The sequence below is a fragment of the Methanohalophilus sp. genome (assembly GCF_030156785.1).
In the GTDB taxonomy this organism is placed as follows: Archaea; Halobacteriota; Methanosarcinia; order Methanosarcinales; family Methanosarcinaceae; genus Methanohalophilus.
Genome location: NZ_JASGLW010000006.1, coordinates 59,910 through 79,992, shown reverse-complemented (window position 1 = coordinate 79,992; position 20,083 = coordinate 59,910). Strand labels below are relative to the sequence as shown.

23 protein-coding genes and 1 pseudogene are annotated in these 20,083 nt (G+C 37.7%); 11 read left to right on the top strand and 13 right to left on the bottom strand.

All coding sequences use genetic code 11. The annotated features are described in order from the left end of the window. Positions 1 to 78: 78 nt before the first annotated feature. On the top strand, positions 79 to 390 hold the full coding sequence (locus tag PWQ49_RS04690; protein ID WP_300608582.1) for a DUF234 domain-containing protein: 312 nt from the start codon (positions 79 to 81) through the stop codon (positions 388 to 390). Positions 391 to 547: 157 nt separating this feature from the next. On the opposite strand, the gene PWQ49_RS04685 is transcribed toward PWQ49_RS04690, so the two are convergent. Further along, positions 548 to 826: a UDP-glucose/GDP-mannose dehydrogenase family protein gene (locus PWQ49_RS04685; protein WP_363321810.1), complete on the bottom strand. Its 279-nt coding sequence runs from the start codon at positions 824 to 826 to the stop codon at positions 548 to 550. A gap of 26 nt (positions 827 to 852) precedes the next feature. On the opposite strand from PWQ49_RS04685, the pseudogene PWQ49_RS04680 reads away from it, so the two are divergent. Continuing rightward, positions 853 to 1,512 (top strand): annotated as a pseudogene (locus PWQ49_RS04680) (transposase); the annotation flags it as partial. 51 nt (positions 1,513 to 1,563) lie between these two features. Here the strand turns inward: PWQ49_RS04680 and PWQ49_RS04675 are convergent. Together PWQ49_RS04675 and PWQ49_RS04670 are read right to left on the bottom strand one after the other, a co-directional pair. Continuing rightward, positions 1,564 to 1,824: a UPF0175 family protein gene (locus PWQ49_RS04675; protein WP_105461017.1), complete on the bottom strand. Its 261-nt coding sequence runs from the start codon at positions 1,822 to 1,824 to the stop codon at positions 1,564 to 1,566. A gap of 92 nt (positions 1,825 to 1,916) precedes the next feature. Beyond that, positions 1,917 to 2,105, bottom strand: a complete 189-nt coding sequence (locus PWQ49_RS04670; RefSeq protein ID WP_300608489.1) for a hypothetical protein — start codon at positions 2,103 to 2,105, stop codon at positions 1,917 to 1,919. Positions 2,106 to 2,208: 103 nt separating this feature from the next. On the opposite strand from PWQ49_RS04670, the gene PWQ49_RS04665 reads away from it, so the two are divergent. Together PWQ49_RS04665 and PWQ49_RS04660 are read left to right on the top strand one after the other, a co-directional pair. Continuing rightward, positions 2,209 to 3,336, top strand: a complete 1,128-nt coding sequence (locus tag PWQ49_RS04665) for a glycosyltransferase (RefSeq protein ID WP_300608487.1) — start codon at positions 2,209 to 2,211, stop codon at positions 3,334 to 3,336. Between the two features lie 94 nt (positions 3,337 to 3,430). Then, positions 3,431 to 3,754, top strand: a complete 324-nt coding sequence (locus PWQ49_RS04660; RefSeq protein ID WP_300608485.1) for a hypothetical protein — start codon at positions 3,431 to 3,433, stop codon at positions 3,752 to 3,754. 310 nt (positions 3,755 to 4,064) lie between these two features. Here the strand turns inward: PWQ49_RS04660 and galU are convergent, their stop codons facing one another. Beyond that, on the bottom strand, positions 4,065 to 4,925 hold the full coding sequence (gene galU / locus PWQ49_RS04655; protein WP_300608483.1) for a UTP--glucose-1-phosphate uridylyltransferase GalU: 861 nt from the start codon (positions 4,923 to 4,925) through the stop codon (positions 4,065 to 4,067). Between the two features lie 808 nt (positions 4,926 to 5,733). Here galU and PWQ49_RS04650 point away from each other — a divergent pair. From PWQ49_RS04650 to PWQ49_RS04630, 5 genes are all read left to right on the top strand, one after another. Next, complete coding sequence (locus PWQ49_RS04650) at positions 5,734 to 6,201, top strand: hypothetical protein (protein ID WP_300608481.1); 468 nt, start codon at positions 5,734 to 5,736, stop codon at positions 6,199 to 6,201. Positions 6,202 to 6,216: 15 nt separating this feature from the next. Continuing rightward, a complete protein-coding gene (locus tag PWQ49_RS04645) occupies positions 6,217 to 6,984 on the top strand; it encodes a DUF1828 domain-containing protein (protein WP_300608479.1) in 768 nt (255 codons plus the stop codon). A 79-nt stretch (positions 6,985 to 7,063) separates the two neighbouring features. Continuing rightward, a complete protein-coding gene (locus PWQ49_RS04640; RefSeq protein WP_300608477.1) occupies positions 7,064 to 7,453 on the top strand; it encodes a DUF2283 domain-containing protein in 390 nt (129 codons plus the stop codon). Between the two features lie 267 nt (positions 7,454 to 7,720). Then, on the top strand, positions 7,721 to 8,506 hold the full coding sequence (locus PWQ49_RS04635; RefSeq protein ID WP_300608475.1) for a hypothetical protein: 786 nt from the start codon (positions 7,721 to 7,723) through the stop codon (positions 8,504 to 8,506). Position 8,507: 1 nt separating this feature from the next. Next, positions 8,508 to 8,843: a hypothetical protein gene (locus PWQ49_RS04630; RefSeq protein ID WP_096712503.1), complete on the top strand. Its 336-nt coding sequence runs from the start codon at positions 8,508 to 8,510 to the stop codon at positions 8,841 to 8,843. A gap of 307 nt (positions 8,844 to 9,150) precedes the next feature. Here PWQ49_RS04630 and PWQ49_RS08295 read toward each other — a convergent pair whose 3' ends face one another. From PWQ49_RS08295 to PWQ49_RS04620, 3 genes are read right to left on the bottom strand one after another with little or no spacing between them, the layout of a single operon-like run. Next, a complete protein-coding gene (locus tag PWQ49_RS08295; RefSeq protein WP_363321806.1) occupies positions 9,151 to 9,381 on the bottom strand; it encodes a type II toxin-antitoxin system PemK/MazF family toxin in 231 nt (76 codons plus the stop codon). Next, positions 9,305 to 10,150: a GDP-L-fucose synthase gene (locus tag PWQ49_RS04625; protein WP_300608471.1), complete on the bottom strand. Its 846-nt coding sequence runs from the start codon at positions 10,148 to 10,150 to the stop codon at positions 9,305 to 9,307. Before PWQ49_RS04625 ends, PWQ49_RS08295 begins: the two co-directional genes overlap by 77 nt. Positions 10,151 to 10,169: 19 nt before the next feature. Then, positions 10,170 to 11,420: a glycosyltransferase family 4 protein gene (locus tag PWQ49_RS04620; protein WP_300608469.1), complete on the bottom strand. Its 1,251-nt coding sequence runs from the start codon at positions 11,418 to 11,420 to the stop codon at positions 10,170 to 10,172. Positions 11,421 to 11,620: 200 nt separating this feature from the next. Here PWQ49_RS04620 and PWQ49_RS04615 point away from each other — a divergent pair, with 200 nt between their 5' ends. Next, positions 11,621 to 12,166 carry an FkbM family methyltransferase gene (locus tag PWQ49_RS04615; RefSeq protein WP_300608467.1) on the top strand — a complete coding sequence of 182 codons (546 nt, stop codon included), beginning with the start codon at positions 11,621 to 11,623 and terminating at the stop codon, positions 12,164 to 12,166. A gap of 228 nt (positions 12,167 to 12,394) precedes the next feature. On the opposite strand, the gene PWQ49_RS04610 is transcribed toward PWQ49_RS04615, so the two are convergent. The 6 genes from PWQ49_RS04610 to PWQ49_RS04585 form a co-directional block, all read right to left on the bottom strand. Continuing rightward, positions 12,395 to 13,306: a glycosyltransferase family A protein gene (locus PWQ49_RS04610; protein ID WP_300608465.1), complete on the bottom strand. Its 912-nt coding sequence runs from the start codon at positions 13,304 to 13,306 to the stop codon at positions 12,395 to 12,397. Positions 13,307 to 13,338: 32 nt separating this feature from the next. Next, positions 13,339 to 14,598 carry a glycosyltransferase gene (locus PWQ49_RS04605; protein ID WP_300608463.1) on the bottom strand — a complete coding sequence of 420 codons (1,260 nt, stop codon included), beginning with the start codon at positions 14,596 to 14,598 and terminating at the stop codon, positions 13,339 to 13,341. A gap of 37 nt (positions 14,599 to 14,635) precedes the next feature. Further along, positions 14,636 to 15,841, bottom strand: coding sequence for a CapA family protein (locus PWQ49_RS04600; protein WP_300608461.1), 1,206 nt, complete (start codon positions 15,839 to 15,841; stop codon positions 14,636 to 14,638). After that, positions 15,831 to 17,471: a hypothetical protein gene (locus tag PWQ49_RS04595; RefSeq protein WP_300608459.1), complete on the bottom strand. Its 1,641-nt coding sequence runs from the start codon at positions 17,469 to 17,471 to the stop codon at positions 15,831 to 15,833. Before PWQ49_RS04595 ends, PWQ49_RS04600 begins: the two co-directional genes overlap by 11 nt. 196 nt (positions 17,472 to 17,667) lie before the next feature. Then, the gene (locus PWQ49_RS04590) at positions 17,668 to 18,687 is read right to left on the bottom strand and encodes a glycosyltransferase family 4 protein (RefSeq protein WP_300608580.1); all 1,020 of its coding nucleotides are present in this window, start codon (positions 18,685 to 18,687) and stop codon (positions 17,668 to 17,670) included. Between the two features lie 73 nt (positions 18,688 to 18,760). Then, positions 18,761 to 18,886, bottom strand: a complete 126-nt coding sequence (locus PWQ49_RS04585; protein WP_300608457.1) for a hypothetical protein — start codon at positions 18,884 to 18,886, stop codon at positions 18,761 to 18,763. Positions 18,887 to 19,015: 129 nt separating this feature from the next. Between PWQ49_RS04585 and PWQ49_RS04580 the strand changes: the two genes are divergently transcribed. Continuing rightward, positions 19,016 to 19,927, top strand: a complete 912-nt coding sequence (locus tag PWQ49_RS04580; RefSeq protein WP_300608455.1) for a glycosyltransferase — start codon at positions 19,016 to 19,018, stop codon at positions 19,925 to 19,927. Positions 19,928 to 20,083: the final 156 nt, after the last annotated feature.

Here is a 20,083-nt window from a genome sequence, read left to right as displayed (position 1 = left end):
AGATTAGTCCTTATCCTCCTCGTATAACTTATTCAGTTCTCTGGACAACGCGTTGGCCTTCTCCAGGATCTCCGGTGAATTGGCAGGCAATGGGGCAAAATTGCTGCAGCCGCTAAGGGGAAAAATGATTATGAGATCGATCTTGTGGCCCTGAATGCAGAATCCCGGGATATCCTGTGCTGCGAATGCAAGTGGCAGAAGCAAAAGGTTGGACCGGATGTGTACTATTCCCTGAAGGAAAAGGGTGGGTTTGTGGACTGGTATTCAGAAGGCCAAAAACATTTTGCCCTGATAAGCCGGGCCGGTTTTACTTCACGGATGCGGGAGATCGCAGAGGAAGAGAAAGTGATCCTGATTGGTCTGGCAGATATGATCGAACTCAAAAAATAAGTAGGTAGCGGGCAGGATATTGGACAAAAACAGACAGTGGTATGGTGGTGGTGGTACGATACGAAACTGGATCCGTTTTTAATCCTACCCGTCTGTATATTATATTAATTTGTCTTAATATATTAATGTAGCCATTGATATTTCATTCATACCGTTCTTATCCTGCAGCAAAGAAAGCATCCGGCTCCACCACATTCCTGCCATCCACGATAACAGGATGAGTCTGTCCGGACAACTCCTGCAACTGCTGAGGCTCCAGAGAATAATACTGTTTGTGGCCTGCAAAGATCATCACTGCATCCACACCCGAATACTGCAGGACATGCGGATCGTGTACTTTGACTTCTGCACCTGCATCAATCAATAGATCATTATCGGGCTCAGCCGGCGTATTCCGGACGTCATTTGAACCATTGAGGAAAGGTCGATCCGGTATGGCTGCATTAATTATCTCTTGAAAAAGAAGTTCCTGACAAAGACATAACAGATGCTTCTACATTCATGGGTATAGATGTAGGTATGAACTATCTTGCTGTTGCTTCTACTACAGACAAAAAATGTAGTTTTTTTGCTGGTGGTGAAATTAAGAATCTTCGCAACCAGTACAAGTCAATGAGAAAGCGTTTGCAATCGAAGGGAACTTTATCTGCAAAACGAATGTTGAAATACATTTCAGGTAAAGAGAAACGTCTTATGCGAGATGTAAACCACACAATCTCAAAAGAAATTGTGAAATTCGCAGTTGAAAAAGGTGTATCTGTAATAGGTCTGGAAGATTTAAAGGGGATACGTGACTCAACTCTTTACAAAACTCCCAAAAAGAGAAGGTATGACCACAGTAGTTGGGCCTTTCGCCAATTGCAAACGTTCATTGAATACAAAGCAAGAGAAGCAGGTATAATCACACATTATGTTGACCCATCGTATACCTCTCAAACCTGTATTCGGTGTAACCACATTTCTAAGAATAATCGTAATAGATTATCTTTCAGATGTGAAAAATGTGGTTATGAAAACAATGCAGACCTAATCGGTGCAATCAATATTGAACACAAAACACGGGATTCTAGGTATATCCTGGAATTTCAGGGGTGCTTGTCAGCCACCCAGACGAATGCTTAATTGACATTCAAGCCCCTTGTCGTAAGGGAGGGGTAGTTGACAGTGGAGGAATCACTGATGGCTTCGGACATAATCAAGATCTTCATCCAAATTTTGTTCAGTATAGTGACGGGAAATTCCATGTCGCCCCAAAAGTTCCTCGAACTCCCATCGAGTCATCCCGGCAAGAGCACAGGCTTTACCGGATGAAAGTATACCACGTTGATACAATGCCAAAGAAAGTTCTTTGTGCAGTTCCCGATCCAAATCCTCCGGGGGCAAATGAATCGCATCTACAACATCATCAGGTATTTCCAATGCAAGTGCACTCATTTTTCTTCCTCTGTTCTTTTATCATAGATTATTCTTTATCTATTCATAATTATACTTGTCCCTATAAAGTATAGATATGTATCGATCTGTATTTACTCAAACATCTTATGCCCGTTCTTATCCCCTCTGCCAATCCCCTTATACACAAACCCTGCATCAATGAAAGCATCCGGCTCCCCCACATTCCTGCCATCCACGATAACAGAATGAGTCTGTCCGGACAACTCCTGCAACTGCCCGGGATACAGAGAATAATACTGCCTGTGCCCTGCAAAGATCACGCTATGTCCACACACATTACGGAAGGATACTCCTGCTCTAAAAGTTGAATATATACATAACATCCCAAACAATTATATCCCATTCACACCCAAATCCAGACCAATGAACTCCCTACTCATCGCAGCAATAATATTCACCGCCATCCCGGTTATTACATATCTTATTTACATCCTGGCCATCCTTAGATCCCCCAACTCAAAAATCCACACGCCTAATTCCCAACCTCCGATCACAGTGGTAATTCCCACCTACAATGAAAGCGAGGTCATCGAACACCGCATCAAAAACCTTGTGGAAATGGATTATCCTGCAGAAAATATTCATGTGATTGTAGTGGATGACCAGTCCACAGACAATACGGTAGGGCTGGCTGCAGAGGCTTTTAAAAAGTATGACCTATCCGGCGAAGTGATCGTGAAGGAAAAACGTAGCGGTACCAATGCCTCGGTGAACATGGGAGTAGGAGAGGCAACTACCGATTTTGTGGTGACAACGGATGCAGATGTCACCTTTGAGCCTGATGCGGTAAACCACGCCCTGGGCCGGCTGCTCAGCGATGAGAAGATCGGAGCGGTCTGCGGGGAACTGGAACCCATCGCTCACAGGGATTCCTTTACTACCCATTCCGAGAAGGCTTACAGGGATGTCTACGGCAGGATGTGTTCCTGGGAAAGCGGCCTGCATTCCACCTACTGTTTCAACGGACCTCTCATTGTGCTGAGGAAAAAAGCATTTTCTCCGATCCCCGAAACAAAAGGAGCATCCGATGCAGGCATGGCGTTGCGCATCATCCGCAATGGCTACCACTGTCTTTACGAATCCTCTGCCCGGTTCTCTGAATATATCACTAATGACATGAGCCAGCAGCGCCGCCAGAAACTCAGGCGTTCGGCACGATTGCAGGAAGCCACTCTGCACAATCTCGGTCTGATATCACCAAAATACGGAAAATTCGGAATGTTCGTGCTGCCCCTGAGATTTATTATGTTCTTCATAGCACCTGCCTCATTCTTCCTGGCAGTGATACTCTGGTCGGTGGTACTGGGTGGGATCAATATTTTCTGGGGCATCGGAGTATGGGTTCTTTTTGGCCTGGCACTGCTCTCAGGGCAATGGAAATCCAATCTTGTATCTTCATTTATCTGGCACCAGATCTACCTGCTGGTAAGTCTTGTCTATATGTCCAAGGGAGTCCACGTCTGGCAGGCTATTGAAAGGAAGAAAGTATAAGCAGCGATACAAATATCTCTCTTGAATTACATCAATTAGTTTGCAGAAATATTTCAAAGGTAAGGGATATATAGAACAAAACCAGCCAACATTGATGATCAAAATAATCACCACAGTAACCTTTTTGGCAATGGTCATTGCCAATGCGCTCCCTATCAATGGACTAACTACCGGCCAGATATCGGATTTCTATCCAAACTTCTTTTCCCCGACAGGCTGGACCTTTGCAATCAGGGGACTCATCTACCTGCTGCTGGCAGGATATACACTATATCAGCTTGGAGTATTTCAGGACAATACGGATACTGCCAGAGGTAAATTACTAAATAAAATAGGAATTCTCTTCTCAATTTCCTCCGTTGCCAGCGCCACTGTTCTTCTTGTCAGTTTGAACTGGCAGGGGGTTTGGTTTACCTGAACCCATATGGGCATCTATTGTGATTATTCTTGGCTTTCTTATAGGAGCCGTGACAATGCTGAAAAACAGGGATGTTGCCTATGGCCTTGTTATTGTGTGGGCATATGCGAGCATATTGTCCAAACACATCTCAACTGATGGATTTGGTGGGCAGTATCCCCTGATTATCCACAATTGTCTGCATTGGATTGCTACTTCTTGCCGAAACCGATCTGTTGATTTCAAAAAAGGGAATGAGAAAAAGAGATTTTTAGCAAAAAGGTCCTGATTTGCTGCGGGAGAACATATCCCCATAAAATCAGTAACCGCTTCAGCCCAGCTTCTCCATATGCCCCAGAATCTCGTCCCTCATCCCTTCATCCTTCAGGGCAAAATCCAGGACAGCCTTCACATACTCCACCTTATTGCCGGAATCATAACGCTGGCCGGTGAACTGGTGCGCATAAACCTTCTGTGAATCATTGAGCAACCGGATCCCGTCGGTCAGCTGGAGCTCGCCATCCACGCCTTTGGAAGTCTGCTCTATGCAATCGAAGATCTCCGGAGTGAAAACGTAGCGCCCGATGGCACCGATATTGGAGGGAGCCTCCCTCACAGAGGGTTTTTCCACGATATCATCCAGGGCATACAGGTGGTCATCCACAGGACTGCCGCTTATTATCCCGTAACTGCTGACCTTATCCTGTGGCACTTCCTCCACCGCGATCGTGGAGCGACCATATTTCTGGAAGACATCGATCAACTGACGTGTGCAGGGTTTTTCATTGACAATGATATCATCGCCCAGCAGCACTGCGAAAGGATCCCCGCTGACATGTTTGCGAGCGGTCATTATGGCATCCCCCAGTCCATTGGGCTCTTTCTGGCGGATGTAGTGGATATCCACCATGGAAGAGATCTCCTGAACCATTTCCAGCATATCATACTTGCCCCGGGCCTGCAGATGCATCTCCAGTTCAGGACAGCCGTCAAAATAATCCTCAATCGCCCGCTTGTTGCGCCCGGTTACAAATATGATGTCATCTATCCCGGATTCAATGGCTTCCTGCACCACATAATGGATCACGGGAGTGTCAATTATCGGCAGCATCTCTTTGGGCATTGATTTTGTAACCGGCAGGAAACGGGTCCCCAGCCCCGCCACCGGTATCACGGCCTTTTTCACATCCATTTCAGTATCCTCTGGTAACATTTTCTGTTAGATCTGATGTGTCCAATTGATATTAGGTTTTGGTCTTTAAATGATAATTTGGGGTGATCGCAACGCTGCTGCCCGACCTGATCGATAAAACACCGGGTCGGTTTTTGTAGGCAGACTCCTGAGATACTGCTCTGGCCGTTTCCGGGATGGGGTTTCCCGGTCATATCGATGGTTTTTATATCGGAGGTATTCGGGATTGTGATCTGTATGGTGGGTGCTGTGCGATGGTACAGTAGGGTGAAATGATACAGATTATGTCTACACATTTTGTCGACTGTATTCGATAAAATAGTAGGAATTTATCGTATATGGAAGACAAGCCCGGATTTATCAATCAGGGATTGCAGGCATCTATATCTACCAGCTGGTTCTGGCTGCCTGTTGATGAACTCACTTTTTATTGTCATAACAATTATTGTGCAGACAATAATATATAAAATCAATCCTTATCAGATTTGCCAGAAATTTCCTTCCAGACAAAGACTATTTGGGCAATCCAGAAGATATGAATCAATATGTTACCGGACAGTTGCAGTTTCTGCCAGGGCAGATTGATTGAGAAAAACACCGAGGTGGAAATCCAGAAAGCAGCAGATAAGCGCCTCCATAATTGCACAGGGACATATATCATGTCAATTTTCATTCACGTAATATAAATAAAGTGTGAACAAATTTACCCATAATGCTTAATTTGGCTGCAAGTCAACTACACCCTAAAGGAAGGGGCTTGAAAGAATCTGATACAAGTCAGGAGATCATCACTTGAGGATGCGGGATAATGTTAAATGATCATGAAATACAATCTCTGATTGGTGAAACAAAACCAGTTTCGGCGTTGGCTGTAAAAGATATTCGACCAATATTGAAAAAAGGCAGGCAGTACAAGGAATATGATTTACCATTAACGTCTTCTAATGGAAATAGGTTCCAAGTCCGCATCCGTGTTAATGATAACAACCCATTTGACTTCTCAGTAATTCTGATGTATCAAGAACCACAAAGCAAATATTGGTATATTTTGAGACGATACAACGGTAAAAACCATACTCACAAAAATAAAATTGAAAAGGAAAAAATTCGTGGATATCATATACACAAAGCAACAGAACGCTATCAATTGAGGGGATATAATATTGATGGATATACGGAAGAAGCATTCACATATTCTAATTGGCATGACGCACTAAGTGTCATGTTGGGTGATTGCAACATAAAAATAGAAGGAAAAACAATATATGATTATTGAAACGGAGTGTCAAACATGGAAAAGGATATTATAAAGAATCTGCAGGAATCCGTGTGCCAAGAATTAGAGATTTTCCAGGAAGGAAAAGAACGATACGTAGTAGATACTCCGTTTGGATTTGATGATGGCGATTCTTTTGTAATAGTTCTAAAGAAAGATGAAGACGGTTGGCACTTTACAGATGAAGGTCATACTTTAATGCATTTATCATATTATGATCTCGATATCCCCTCTACAAAAGGAAAAAGACGTTCATTTTTCAATAATATACTGGAAACACACAATATAGAAGACCGAAATGGCGAACTGATTATTAGAGTGGAAAATGAACAATACGGGGATTCTCTTTTTAGTTTCATACAAGGACTTACAAAAATAACGGATCTATCGTTTATCAGAAAACAGCACATATCATCTTTATTCAAGGAAGATTTTAAAGGGTATATGAAACAGATCTTTGGAGACAAATGTACTTTTAGTTACAGTGAGCCAAAGCATGATCCAGACGGCAACTATGTTGTCGATTGTTATGTCGATTTAGACCGGCCACTATTGATTTTCGCACTTACAGGCGATTACAGGTGCAAAGACGCTATCATAACATGTTTGGCATTCAAAGAATGGGGATACACATTTAATTCGATAGGTGTTTTTGAGGAAAGTAAAAACATTAGCCCAAAGGTTTTAGCTCAATCCATGGATTGGGTCGATAAGCAATTTTCAACATTGACATCCGCAAAAGAGCTAATGCCTGAGTATACCAAAAAAATGGCCTTATGCTAACTAAATTTGTATAGATATGTACTGTCCTGACAGGCAGCATCTATATGATGTGGAAGCCAGCAAATAATTGCGAGGATTTATGCCACAAAAAGTGATTAATATCAATAGTAAGAGCGACTACTGGGATTATGACTCACTCAACGATAGTTTTTTTGTATTTTCAAAAGGAGTCCAATACAAGTCCTCTATAGAAATTGATGGTGTTTTATTGGATGTTGGAATGGACAATTCGATTGTCGGGATTGAAATACTTGATGCAGCCAAAAGATTTGGAATTTCCAAATATGACATGAAGAATCTTAAGCAGATCAAGGCAGATATCAAGGTTTCAGAAGAATCTATCAATATTAAACTATTACTGGAAGTTTCTAAACGAAATCACGAATTGCCATTAAAATTATCGATTACCGGGGCAAATGAGATGAAGTTGCCATCTACAAGTTCTGGCACGATGGCTGTGGCTGCCTGAAATCCGTTCAGATGTGCGGATATTTTTGTATCATGCTAAGTTACTGCTGTGATATCTCACAAAGAATCAACTACACCCTAATGAAAGGGACTTGAATGTCAATTAACATTGGTCCAGCCGGCTGACAAGAACCCCTGATATTCCAGGATATACCTGAAATACCGTTTTTTTTGTGTTCAATGTACATTCCACCTCAGCCCTCCATTATTTCCACAACATTTACAGCCAAAACCCAAAAGATGAATTTATAAAATGGGGTGTAAGAAAATGGCATCGAACAAAATGTACCTATTTGTTCTTCTGATGATAATTGGGGGAATAGCATTAAGTGGTTGTTCAAGCGGAGACCCGGGTGTTGATGATATACCCTCTGAATATGAAGAAACTAGAAGTATTAATCTGGGAGATAACATTTCATTGACCCAGTATGAAATAGAGACACAGGATTCTTCTCAGGTTTTAAATGACCTGCAACAAACGGCAGAAAGTGAAGGCTGGGAAGTTATAGCTGACTGGGAAGGAGATTTTGCAGGATATAAAGTAGGAGTTGCTCTTGAAAAAGACGATAGAATTATGGGCATAAATACAGCTGTTAATGGTAATATCACGACTGCTACAGTAATTACCGGTCCAAGAAAAGGAGTTAACGTCGCCGACATGAACAATGATGAGACAAGTTCCCAGGTTGCTGAAGAAGAACCTGATGCTCCCCCTACCACGGATGTAGATGGCCAGGACTTTGCAGATGCACCCAGGTATCCCGACTCTGTAAGGACAGGCACTTCACTCACAGCAGGTTCAGATGTTACTCAGGAAAAAGTGCATTATTTAACCTCTGATAATCCCGAAGATGTCAAAAATTTCTACGAAAATGAACTGGAAGCACAGGGATGGGAAAATATTCAATCCCAAATGTTAACTGAAAAAGGGGATGTCAGGATATATGTGACAGCCACCAAAGACAGTAAAACTTTAGAAATTGGTACGCAACCCAGTTCGGATTATGATGATATGGATGAAATTATAATCTACGTGGAAACAAGGACAGCTTAAAATGAGTGAAACACGTATTGGGCTTGAGGAAAATATCGCTGGTGTTTTGACCTATCTCCTGGGTTTTATTACCGGCATTATTTTTCTTTTAATCGAGAAAGAGAACAAATCTGTGAGATTCAATGCAGCACAGTCGATCGTTGTCTTTGGTGGTCTTTCCATACTGAACATCATAGTGTCAATGGTCCCGGTTCTAGGAGGAGTGATATCTTCCCTGATAGGTTTGGTCAGTATAGTATTGTGGGGATATCTGATATACATGACCTATACCGGGAATTTAGTAAGGCTTCCTGTGGCTTCAGAGTATGCGAATAAAATTATTGCTAATGATGTGTAAGTGTTTCCGCGTTTGGAATGCTTCACCCCTTCCTTTTTATAATTAGCACTGCACCCGCGGTCAGTGCTACAGCAAATATGACAGTTTATCCGGATGCCTGTGGACCTGTGTCCGTTAGGAAAAGAGAAGAAACAGGAAGCCCCTTTCGTAAGGGAGGGGGGTTACCATCAGTACCATTATCAATATACGAAACACAATCATAAGAAACATGTTCCGTAAATTTGTTGATTGGGCCGTTTTTACTCCCCGGATGCGGGAAGTCACAGAGGGAGAAAGAGTGATTCTGATTGGTCTGGAAGATAAAGACTTACAGGAAAAGTTTCAATAAATCATTCTGAATTTCTTTTTGTTTGTACAAATGAACATTTCCAATTATTTTAAGGACATTGCTGGAGTCCATTGTGAATATTTTGTTCACCCGAACCCAGCTACCCTGGCGAAGTGAGCCTTCAAATAAATCGCTATCTGAAACATAGACAGCACAATTGTCTGCAGGTTTTCTGGATGTAATCTGGCACAGTATCACGTCCCACCACATCCTTTATCAGTTCTGCAAGTTCCTTGATGGAAAGATCTTTTCCTGTACCAATGTTTACAAATTCGCCAATATCCTGATAATCATAATTTTCCATCAGATAAATACAGGCGTCAGCCATATCATCCACGTGGAGGAATTCGCGTTTAGGAGAACCACTTCCCCAGATGGTAACTTCTGGCTCATTATTTATTTTTGCTTCATGGAACTTGCGAATAAGGGCAGGCATTACGTGAGAAGTCTCAAGATCAAAATTGTCATTAGGCCCATAGAGGTTTGTAGGCATTACCGAGATGAAGTTTGTCCCATACTGCTGGTTGTAGTGTTTGCATAAACGTATCCCTGCAATCTTTGCAATTGCATATGCCTCATTGGTGGGTTCCAGTTCTCCGGTAAGCAGGTATTCTTCTTTCAGAGGCTGTGGTGCAAACTTGGGATAGATGCAAGAAGAACCAAGAAAAAGAAGCTTTTTAATACCATAGGTGTATGCAGCATGGATGACGTTTGCCTCAATCATCAGGTTGTCGTAGATAAACTCTGCAGGATAAGTGCTGTTTGCAAGAATGCCGCCTACTTTAGCTGCTGCGAGGAAGACGTATTCTGGTTTTTCTGATTTGAAGAATTCATTGACAGCTTGTTGATTGGTGAGGTCGAGCTCGCTGTGGGTGCGGGTTATGAGATCCGTATAACCTTTTGATCTTAAATTACGACAAATTGCTGAACCGACCATGCCGCGGTGGCCTGCTATGTAAATCTTATCAGTTTTATCCATTGAAAATCCCCGGGAATATTTAAAATATTTCAGAATATAAATCTGTATATTTTCGGGCAATATGAGTTAGTTCGAAATTATCTTCAACATATTTTCTGGAAGATTCGCTTAAGTATTGTTTTCTTTGGTCATTTCCAACGACCCACTCCAAACCTCTTACAAGGTCATCCACATCAAATGGTTTGGCCAAATAACCATTATCTTGGTGAACAATCATATCTGACATGCCACCAACATCAAAAACTACACAGGGAGTACCACATGCCAGAGCTTCCATAACGGTATTTGGCAAGTTGTCCTGTACAGAAGGAGCTACAAATACATCGGCTGCCGAATATACAGAATTTAACAGATCATCTGGTAATCGTCCTAAATAGTTGATTGGAATATCCAATTGGTCACCTTTGCCTGCGTTTCCAAATACAATACCTTCGAATTCCAAATCTTCGGATAGCATACTTGTTGCAGATTTCAGATAATGGAAACCTTTCCTTGTATCATTCGTAGAGTTCATCGCCCCAAAAAGAATCAAATTCTTATCCATCGGAAGATTTAAGTCTTTTCTTGCTTCTTCCTTAGCAACTGGTTTGTATTTCTGAAGATCAATCCCGTTTGGGATTACTTCTATTCTTTTATTCTTAAATAATGAACTGGACCGTGCACAATCTGCAAGCCAATTGCTGGGTGTAACAACGGTGAAATCCAGATCATCCCAATATTTCTTTTTGCGGCCCCATACCCACCTGCTCAAATCTCCCTCTCTGTCGGAATCCAGCTGAGGGCAACTACCACATAGGTCTTTGTATCTATCGCATGTACCATTATAGTGACACCCGCCAGTAAAAGCCCACATGTCATGGAGAGTCCACACAAGAGGTTGCTTTATTTTAGCAATTTCCTGAACAGGTATAAATCCTTGGCACACCCAATGAAGATTCACAACATCAGGATCCAGCTTGTTAATATTCTTGTGTATATTATTGGGAAGCCACTGGGGGCTCCAGTCCATTTCCTTAAAGTTATGAAAATCATAATATGCCAGAGGCAAGCGATCCAATATGTAACGTATGACAGACATTGCATTCCAGCTCGATGCCCTTGGACCTTTTAAATTTGACTTTGGACCTATTACAGAATTATCAGTACTCGTCTTTTTCTGCACCAGCATTTTCGATGGAACATCAATTTGCTGAAGTCCCTGATGTAGTCTGTAAGCTGCTCTGGCTGCACCGCCATGAAGGTCTGATGTACTGATAAGAAGAGGTTTCATAATTCACAAACTTTTTAGTAACTGTATATCATATCAACTTATAAAATGATATATAATTATTGGGTTAAACTTATGCCAACCAAGCACACATGAAGCATTCTAAATTACTTTTAGGTTGAGTGATTACCATATACATAGGAATTTAATCAACACTACATATTAATTCAATAACATTGTATAAATATATCTCGAGGTAAATAATGAGTGGATTGTTTAACAACATAATTTTAAAAATAAACGAAATTATCAAATTTAAAGAGTATAGAAAAAATATGGCTAATTGCGAGATAGAATATTTGGGATCTAAATATGGAGGTTGGGCCTTTTGTCCAGAAAACATTGATAGCCAAAGCGTGATTTATTCTATGGGGATAGGGGAAGATGTTTCTTGGGATGAAGCATTGATTAAAAACAAAAATGTAAATGTTCATGGATTTGATCCTACACCGAAAGCAATTGAATTTGTAAAAAACAAAAATCTAGAGCAATTTATTCTTCACCCTATAGGAGTTGCTTCAATAAATGGAATGGTAGATTTTTTTCCTCCAAAAAACACAAACCATGTATCATGTTCGTTAATAGAAAAGAGCAACAATTCCAGTAAGCCCATCAAAGTAAAGGTTGAAACAATTGATAACATAATGGCCCAATTAGGCCATAAAAATATAGATATTTTAAAAATGGATATTGAGGGTGCAGAATATGAAGTCATACCTGATATGCTTTATAAAAATATATACCCCTAGCAAATATTAATCGAGTTCCATCATCGTTTTTATCCCTTTAAATTAGATGACACATTCGATATTATCAACAAACTGATCGAACATTCATACAAAATCAGCTATATATCTGACAATAAACAAGAATTTTCGTTTATAAAATGTGATTAATATAGAATAATCATTGAATTTACAAGAAATATTTGAGAGAACTTACATGCACATACTGCAATTCTTGATAATTTCATTTAATTAAATATTAATATATTTCCCTAATTTATGATAGCAAATATATAATATCTTTTTGAACAAAGTTCCTGAATGGAAATCATTGTAGGCTTTTACAATTTTTTCATCCGGGATAATCTTTTCAGGAAATGAAAAAACCCCAGTCTTTTCTTTGTTAATTTTAACATTATATTTTGAATCCGAAGAACAATGAGTGCCACTACCATCATGCCCTATGTTCATTATTCTGGACCTTACAGGATTGATGGACAATCCATCTTCCACGATTATATTTATGGCCCAATAAATAGCCCATGAATTGAGTTTGCCATAAACTTGCCTCCTTAGCATTGGATATAAGTCCAACCCTGCACGATCTACTTTTTTCTTTAAGTATCTTGAACTTTCAATTGTTCGTAAAATTCCAGGGTTATTGGAATAATGCTTCCATGCCCTTCTCCAAGTACCCCAGCCCCACGATGAAAAACGATATGAAAAATATATATCATAAGCATAATCTTCCGGAATTTTAATGGGTGGTGCATAGCCACTTACATTCATGACCTTTTCCTCTGATTCATAATAAGAAAGACAGGTATTCATGAAATGCAGAAAATCAGGACAGGGAACGCAATCATCTTCCAGAACAATTATACGATCATGACTTTGCAACACATAATTCACACCATCTACAATTGATTTTGCCAAGCCTTTATTGTGCTCATTTTCAATTAGTATGACATTTTTCAGTTCATAAGAGTGAATCAATTCTCGCGTTTTTTCAACGGAATCCCTATCTTTTTCACCCTTTGCCCCGTCACAGAAAACGTAAAGGGAACTATCTTCAAATTCGGGATTTGCCATCAGGCTTTCAAGAGTCCTGCGGGTATGGTCCGGTCGATTGTACACAAATAAGGCTATTGGAGCAAGTTTCATGTCGACTTCCTTTTAATCATAGACAACAGGAATTAATAAGTATCATCGTTGATCATCAAATCTAAATAACTAAATATGTTTTCTTTACGAAATCGTGCATAAAAATGGTTGATGTTGTTTATATACTTACTATAAGTTGCCTGCATTTCATATACAGCTTTTTTGAAATCAACAAAATCTTTGTGCTTATATGTCAAACCTATATTGTTATCAATTACTCTCTTTCCCATAAGACCAATGTCTGGAACAATTACAGGTTTATTGAATTCCATCGCCTGAAGCATCACACCGCTTGAACTGTAGTGATCTCTATAAGGAAGTGGGATAAAATTAGTTGCATTAAATATTCTTTCAATTACAGTAGGACTTTTAATGAATTGATTAATATTTAGAAGACGACCATCATTTTCTAATACAGCCATTTTTTCCATAAGTTTTCGATTTTCATCACTTTTGAGCGATTCACCGGTTCTTAAGACTACAAAGTTCTCATCATTTAATGCTAACTCTACAAGAAAATCAAACCCTTTACGATTGAAATCTCTTCCAAAAAAAAGTAATACTTCTCTTCCTTTATTGTTCATCAAAAAGTTATCAATTTGTGAACATAATAAATCTGACTTGTCATCTAAATAATTTCCATCGAGATTAAAGCTTTTAGATATGTCAGGTAACCATATTGCTTTTTTAAAAGAACTACTGTTTGCAAAATATTCATCCAACCAAAAATGAACATCAAAATGTTTTACTTTTCGCTTCAAGATGATTTTTAGTATATTTTGTTTTAACCAATTAGCTGAATTTGGGTAGCACCAACAAGAAATGAAAATCCCAACCCATTTCGAAAAATGTTTTTTAAATCTGATTAGATCCTTAAAAACAGAGTACAAGGAATTATTGAATTCATCCCCACTTATTACAAAAATCAGATCTGGATTTAGGCTCTTTTCCAGTATTAGCAAATATTCAGAATCGCTCATAAACGGTGATTTTTGAATCCCATCAAGTATAGACACATTTGGACTGTTACTATACATATCAATATATGGTGAAACTTGTTCACAAATGTTTTCACCTTTGCACCAATCGTTTCCAACATAAAGTAAAACATCCAATTCAGATTCGAGTGCCCAATGGGTAATTACATTACAATAAACCTGCCTATGCCCCCCCATATTTGGGGAATAAATTAATATTTTATTATACACATAATTAGAATTCAACCTAACCATCCTACCAAATAATAATAGTTTATCAAAGATAATATTACTTTTATTGATTATTGTCTTCATCAAGGTTTTAGTTTAAATTAAATCCACATATAGAATATTACTCATCGGTTTTGTCATCTTCCAAAAATTCGGCTGTTTCTGCCATAATAGAATTAAACTTCGAATAATTACCATGGAAATTTTTTTCATGTAATAGACTTAACGCTTCCTGCATTGAAAAACGGTGTGAATCAATTCTAATATTATGCAACAACAACAGATTTTTATCAATCGATTTGTTCTTTCTCAAAAGCACATGCTGAATTGTAGATTTCATATTTAGAAGAATATTCGTAATTTCATCAATTGAATTTAAACCGATTTTATAGTATTTTCTATATCTGGTATAATAGAGATAGATATATTGTTGAGTTGACAATATATTGTAATCGTGTTCGAGCCAACTATTAAGTTTTTTAAGGTAAGAAAGGTATTTTTGGTCAGCACAAATACTTATGTTACCATCCTTTTTTTTATGGGGAATTATTTTATAGTTGATTGAATTTGAATTTAGTTCCAAAATGACACTGTACCCATAATCACTTTTTGTGCGATATTTACCCCAGTCCATAAAAAAATTACCAAGACTGTAAAAAATAAAAGACTTATTATATTCTTCAATACCCTGAGGAACATGAGGATGATGTCCAATAATCACATCTGCCCCCAGATCACACAAATTTCTATACCTTTCTCTCCATTCAGGTAATGGAAGAGGGACTTCTTCAACACCTGCATGTACAATTATTATAAGAAAATCTACTTGTAATTTTGTCCTTTGAACGATACCATTAACTATTACATTATTTATATATGCATACCCACCTCGATTTTCTTTCTTAAGATAACTTCCAAATTCTCCTTCACAAAAAGAAATCAAACCTATTTTGATTTCTTTTATAGTCAGAATAAGAGGTTCATAAGCAGATTCAAAATCCATCCCTGCACCAATAGTTTTTAAGCCACTTTCCCCAAAAACGTCCAGTGTTTTCCTTAATCCCTTGTCTCCATAGTCATAAATATGATTATTAGCAAGCGTACAAACATTGAAGCCACTTTTTTTAATCAAAGCTATGGCACCTTCATATTGGAATAAATGAGGGCCAGCCTTTGGAATTGCTTTTCCGTTCGATTTTATTGGTGCTTCAAAATTGCATACAGAAAGGTCACAATCATGAATTAACTCGAGCATTTCCGACGATATGAACTCATTTCTTTTTTCTGATATTACTATATCTCCACAAAAAAATAACTTAATACTCATATTCTAACCCCATTTCCACTGCCCTAATCACATAATAAGCAGATAAGTATTCTAAATAATCATCTTTTAAACCAATTTTTCCCAATGCAAATCTAATATATTTATTATTAAAAATCATAAAAATCAAATGTTTTAAGTCATCGGATTTGCAACAATTTTTGAGGTGTAAATTAATTTCCTTGACATAATCTGAATCAACAAAATCTTCCATCAATTCAGCATTAATTGGTTCAAATTTAGTGTTTTTAGATACTTCAAAATTTAAGTCATTAGATCTAACTGATTTTAGATTCATACTTTCCAAATCCAGACCAACCTCTGAAAAAAAATCCTTTTGCCAGAGACGATCTTTTCTCCGATTTTCAGGGATTCTGAGCATCGATGTAGCTATATCAAAATTCAAAAATGGAGTCCATGGATTTAACCCAAAGAATTCGGGGATAGTTATAAGATAAGAAATTAGTATTATTTTCATTCGAATAGTGGCGATTGTTTTGAATTTATCATTGTTAAGTCTGTCAGATGTTTCATCAAAAAAATCACTCATTGTTTTATTTTTAGTGTTAACAAAATATTTTGAGTTCAAACACATCCCGTGTGAATAACCTAAATAAAAAACATCTTTAAAAGAGTTAATTTTTTTGTATTTGATACTACCAGCCCACACATCTCCAAAAATACCACTTAGAAAAGACCTATTATTGGATATTTTATTATTTTCAATCATCCTTTTGTAGAACTCAATATGATACATCCCATGTAAATGTGTAGAAAAACCATATATTGAATACCATTCGGGTATATATTTATGGAATTCAGTTAATTCAATTTGTCTCCATTTGGTACCAAGGATTTCCGAAAGCTTTTTGGCCTTGACAACTTCAAAACTTTCTTCTTGTTTTTTACTGATACCATAAGTAAAAGATCGAATTCTTTTTTTATCTTTGATGAAATAATTAAGTAATCTTGAATCGTATCCCCCTGATATTGGAAGAACCACATCTCCACCATAAAGGTCCTCATGATGATGAATGTACCCTTCTATCATTTTCAAGACTTCATTTTCATCAGTTTCTGTGTCCAATAGTTCTAATGAAATTAAGTCGTCTTTATATGATATATCAATTCCATTTTCATCAAAAATGAGTTTGGAGTAATACCTCATGAATTTCACTTTTTCAAAAGGAGTATGTTCAAAAACTGAATAACCAAACTCAAAATAATTAGTTAGGCCCTCATAATCTATTTTTTTATCTGTAAGCGTAAGCAAAGAAAGATTGGAAACAATTTGATCATCAGAGTTATAAAAAACAGGAATTGAACCTAACCAATCATTTTCAATTACTGAATTTTCATTTTTAATGGACACCCTTAAAAAACGATCTTTAAATACGAAATCATCAAAAATATTTTTGCATGGTTGTCCTAGACAGAAGTGGAGTTCATCCTGATCCCATGTTAATAATGAATCGAGATCACCATGATATGCTAAAAAAATAGTGAATTTATCTAGATAAAAGGATTTGATACTAACTGGAAATTGGCTATGTAGTTTATGAAATAAATCCTTTTTTCTTTCTAAAAGATTGCTAGTGTTGACCATTACCAAAAAAGAAACGATTCGATTCATTATAGGCCTCTTTAAATCCATTATTCTTTTGTTAAAGTAAGAAGTAGAATTGATTTGTGATCATAAAAAAGAGATTCATGTATCTTAAATAAATAATATTTTTTGAATTCTATCAATCATGGATACATTTAAATTGTTTAGGAATCTCAAACATCTTTAGCATTAAGGTGGAACGTTTATTTCAAATCAATGTTAGTCATAATATTGAATATAAATCAGAGTATTTTTTAGCAATTGCCTTTATTTCATAATTAGTTTCCACATATTTTCTGGAAGACGCACTTAAGTGTTTCTTTCTTTGAGCCTGCTCAACTACCCACTTTATACCTTGCGCCAGATCCTCCACATTGAATGGTTTTGCCAGATATCCATTTTGTTTATGAACGATCATATCCGACATTCCGCCAATATTAAAAGCTACCGAAGGAGTTCCACATGCAAGCGATTCCATAACAGTATTTGGCAAATTGTCCTGTAGCGACGGAGCTACAAAAACATCAGCTGAAGAATAAATGGAATTTAACATGTTATCCGGCAATCTTCCCATATAATTAACAGGAATTTCCAATTGATCTCCTACGCCTGCATTTCCGAATACTATAGCTTCAAAATCTAAATTCTCCGAAAGCATATTGATTGCAGATCTTAAATATTGAAAACCTTTTCTTTTATCTCCCGTGGAGTTCATTGCCCCAAAAAGAACAAGATTCTTATCCAAAGGTAAATTTAAAGCCATTCTGGCTTCATCTTTTGAAACCGGTTTGTATTTTTCAAGATCAAGGCCGTTTGGGATCACTTCTATTTTCTTATCCTCAAATAAAGAACTGGAATGTGCACAATCTGCAAGCCAACGACTGGGTGTGACAACAGTAAAATCTAGATCAGCCCAATATTCTTTTTTGCGCTTCCAGACCCAGTTGCTTAAATCCCCATCTTTCACCGAACCCAGCACCGGGCAGCTACCACATTCATATTTATATTTATCACAATTGCCACTATAATGACAACCACCGGTAAAAGCCCACATGTCATGCAGAGTCCACACAGTAGGTTGCTTTATTTTAGCGATTTCCTGAACAGGAACAAAACCCCCACAAATCCAATGAAGATGTACGACATCCGGAGCTATATGGTCAATTTTTCCATGTATATTGTGGGGAAGCCATTGGGAACTCCAGAATGTGTCCTTTAAGTTGCTATATAATTTAAGAGGCAATCTATCGACATGGTATCGGAAACCACCTATTTTATTGCCGAAATAAGATTTGGGACCAATTACAGATGGATCATCACTTTTTTTGTTGTACAAGCATCTTAGAGTCAATATTAATTTGCTGCAGTCCCTTATGTAACCTGTAAGCTGCCCTTGCAGCACCGCCTTGAATATCTGATGTGTTGAGGAGAAGAGGTTTCATAAGTGCCCCATTAAATGATTAATTTTTGATTATTAGCACATGAATCATTTAAATGATATATATTCCTTGGTTACCTAAGGCCATTTAGTAAGAAAAACATATAATGTAGTACCTTTTGATACATGGTTAATGACATCTAACCTTGCCCCAATAGTTTTATTTGTCTATAATCGTCCATTACATACTAGTAAGACAATAAAAGCCCTACAAAAGAATTTGTTGGCCAAAGATACTGAATTATTTATTTATTCCGATGGGCCTAAATCAAATAAAGATGTTATTTTAGTCCAAGGAATTAGAGAATATATCAGAACCATAAGTGGATTTAAAAAAATAACAATTGTGGAAAGGGAACAAAACACGGGCCTTTCACAAAATATAATTCATGGTGTAACCGAGATTCTATCTTCCCATGAGAAAATTATAGTAATGGAAGATGATCTTGTTACTTCACCTTATTTTTTAAAGTATATGAACAAAGCACTAGATTATTATAGAGATCAAAAAAAAATCATGTCAATTAGTGGCTACAATCGCCCCCCTTCCATAATGAAATTTCCTGCTGATTACAATGAACAAGTATATTTCAATTACAGAAACTCTTCTTGGGGGTGGGGTACATGGAAAGATAGATGGGAGCTGGTTGATTGGAAAGTTCAAGATTTTGACGAGTTCAAAAATAGTAAGCTCCTCCAAAAAAGATTCAATCGTGGTGGAGATGACCTAAGTAATATGCTTATTGCACAAATGGAAGGAAAAATCGATTCGTGGGCTATACGTTTTTCATATGCTCACTTTAAATATGATGCCCTTTCAGTATGCCCTGTATACTCCTATGTGAATAATATTGGCCACGATGGTTCGGGACAACATTGTGGCAATACAAAACGCTATGAAAATGATCTCTCAAAAGCACCTGAAAATATTAAATTCCAAAATAATATCGAAATTGATAAAATGATTATTGAAAATTTCAGAAATATATACAAAAGAAGTATTCGAGGATTGATAAAAAAGAAAATTTGGGATTTAGTACATTAAATTATTATGCACGGAGTTCTGCACTTCAAAAATAACATCATATTCTTTATTAACAAGCATAATATTCAAATTCTATTTGGCTCTACCAGTTACGGTTTAGTTCAGTTGATATTAATTCTCTATTTGTTCATCTACAACACTCAAAAACTTCCTATC

Bases quoted from the DNA above. Each gene is read 5' to 3' on its own strand.
- PWQ49_RS04675 (WP_105461017.1), bottom strand. From the start codon at position 1,824: ATGAGTGCACTTGCATTGGAAATACCTGATGATGTTGTAGATGCGATT.
- PWQ49_RS04585 (WP_300608457.1), bottom strand. From the start codon at position 18,886: ATGAAACCTCTTCTCCTCAACACATCAGATATTCAAGGCGGTGCTGCA.
- PWQ49_RS04645 (WP_300608479.1), top strand. From the start codon at position 6,217: ATGGAAAAGGATATTATAAAGAATCTGCAGGAATCCGTGTGCCAAGAA.
- PWQ49_RS04605 (WP_300608463.1), bottom strand. From the start codon at position 14,598: ATGAAGACAATAATCAATAAAAGTAATATTATCTTTGATAAACTATTA.
- PWQ49_RS04640 (WP_300608477.1), top strand. From the start codon at position 7,064: ATGCCACAAAAAGTGATTAATATCAATAGTAAGAGCGACTACTGGGAT.
- PWQ49_RS04660 (WP_300608485.1), top strand. From the start codon at position 3,431: ATGATCAAAATAATCACCACAGTAACCTTTTTGGCAATGGTCATTGCC.
- PWQ49_RS04665 (WP_300608487.1), top strand. From the start codon at position 2,209: ATGAACTCCCTACTCATCGCAGCAATAATATTCACCGCCATCCCGGTT.
- PWQ49_RS04625 (WP_300608471.1), bottom strand. From the start codon at position 10,150: ATGGATAAAACTGATAAGATTTACATAGCAGGCCACCGCGGCATGGTC.
- PWQ49_RS04600 (WP_300608461.1), bottom strand. From the start codon at position 15,841: ATGAGTATTAAGTTATTTTTTTGTGGAGATATAGTAATATCAGAAAAA.
- PWQ49_RS04630 (WP_096712503.1), top strand. From the start codon at position 8,508: ATGAGTGAAACACGTATTGGGCTTGAGGAAAATATCGCTGGTGTTTTG.
- PWQ49_RS04595 (WP_300608459.1), bottom strand. From the start codon at position 17,471: ATGAATCGAATCGTTTCTTTTTTGGTAATGGTCAACACTAGCAATCTT.
- PWQ49_RS04635 (WP_300608475.1), top strand. From the start codon at position 7,721: ATGGCATCGAACAAAATGTACCTATTTGTTCTTCTGATGATAATTGGG.
- PWQ49_RS04615 (WP_300608467.1), top strand. From the start codon at position 11,621: ATGAGTGGATTGTTTAACAACATAATTTTAAAAATAAACGAAATTATC.
- PWQ49_RS04580 (WP_300608455.1), top strand. From the start codon at position 19,016: ATGACATCTAACCTTGCCCCAATAGTTTTATTTGTCTATAATCGTCCA.
- PWQ49_RS04620 (WP_300608469.1), bottom strand. From the start codon at position 11,420: ATGAAACCTCTTCTTATCAGTACATCAGACCTTCATGGCGGTGCAGCC.
- PWQ49_RS04650 (WP_300608481.1), top strand. From the start codon at position 5,734: ATGTTAAATGATCATGAAATACAATCTCTGATTGGTGAAACAAAACCA.
- PWQ49_RS04610 (WP_300608465.1), bottom strand. From the start codon at position 13,306: ATGAAACTTGCTCCAATAGCCTTATTTGTGTACAATCGACCGGACCAT.
- PWQ49_RS08295 (WP_363321806.1), bottom strand. From the start codon at position 9,381: ATGTGGTGGGACGTGATACTGTGCCAGATTACATCCAGAAAACCTGCA.
- galU (WP_300608483.1), bottom strand. From the start codon at position 4,925: ATGGATGTGAAAAAGGCCGTGATACCGGTGGCGGGGCTGGGGACCCGT.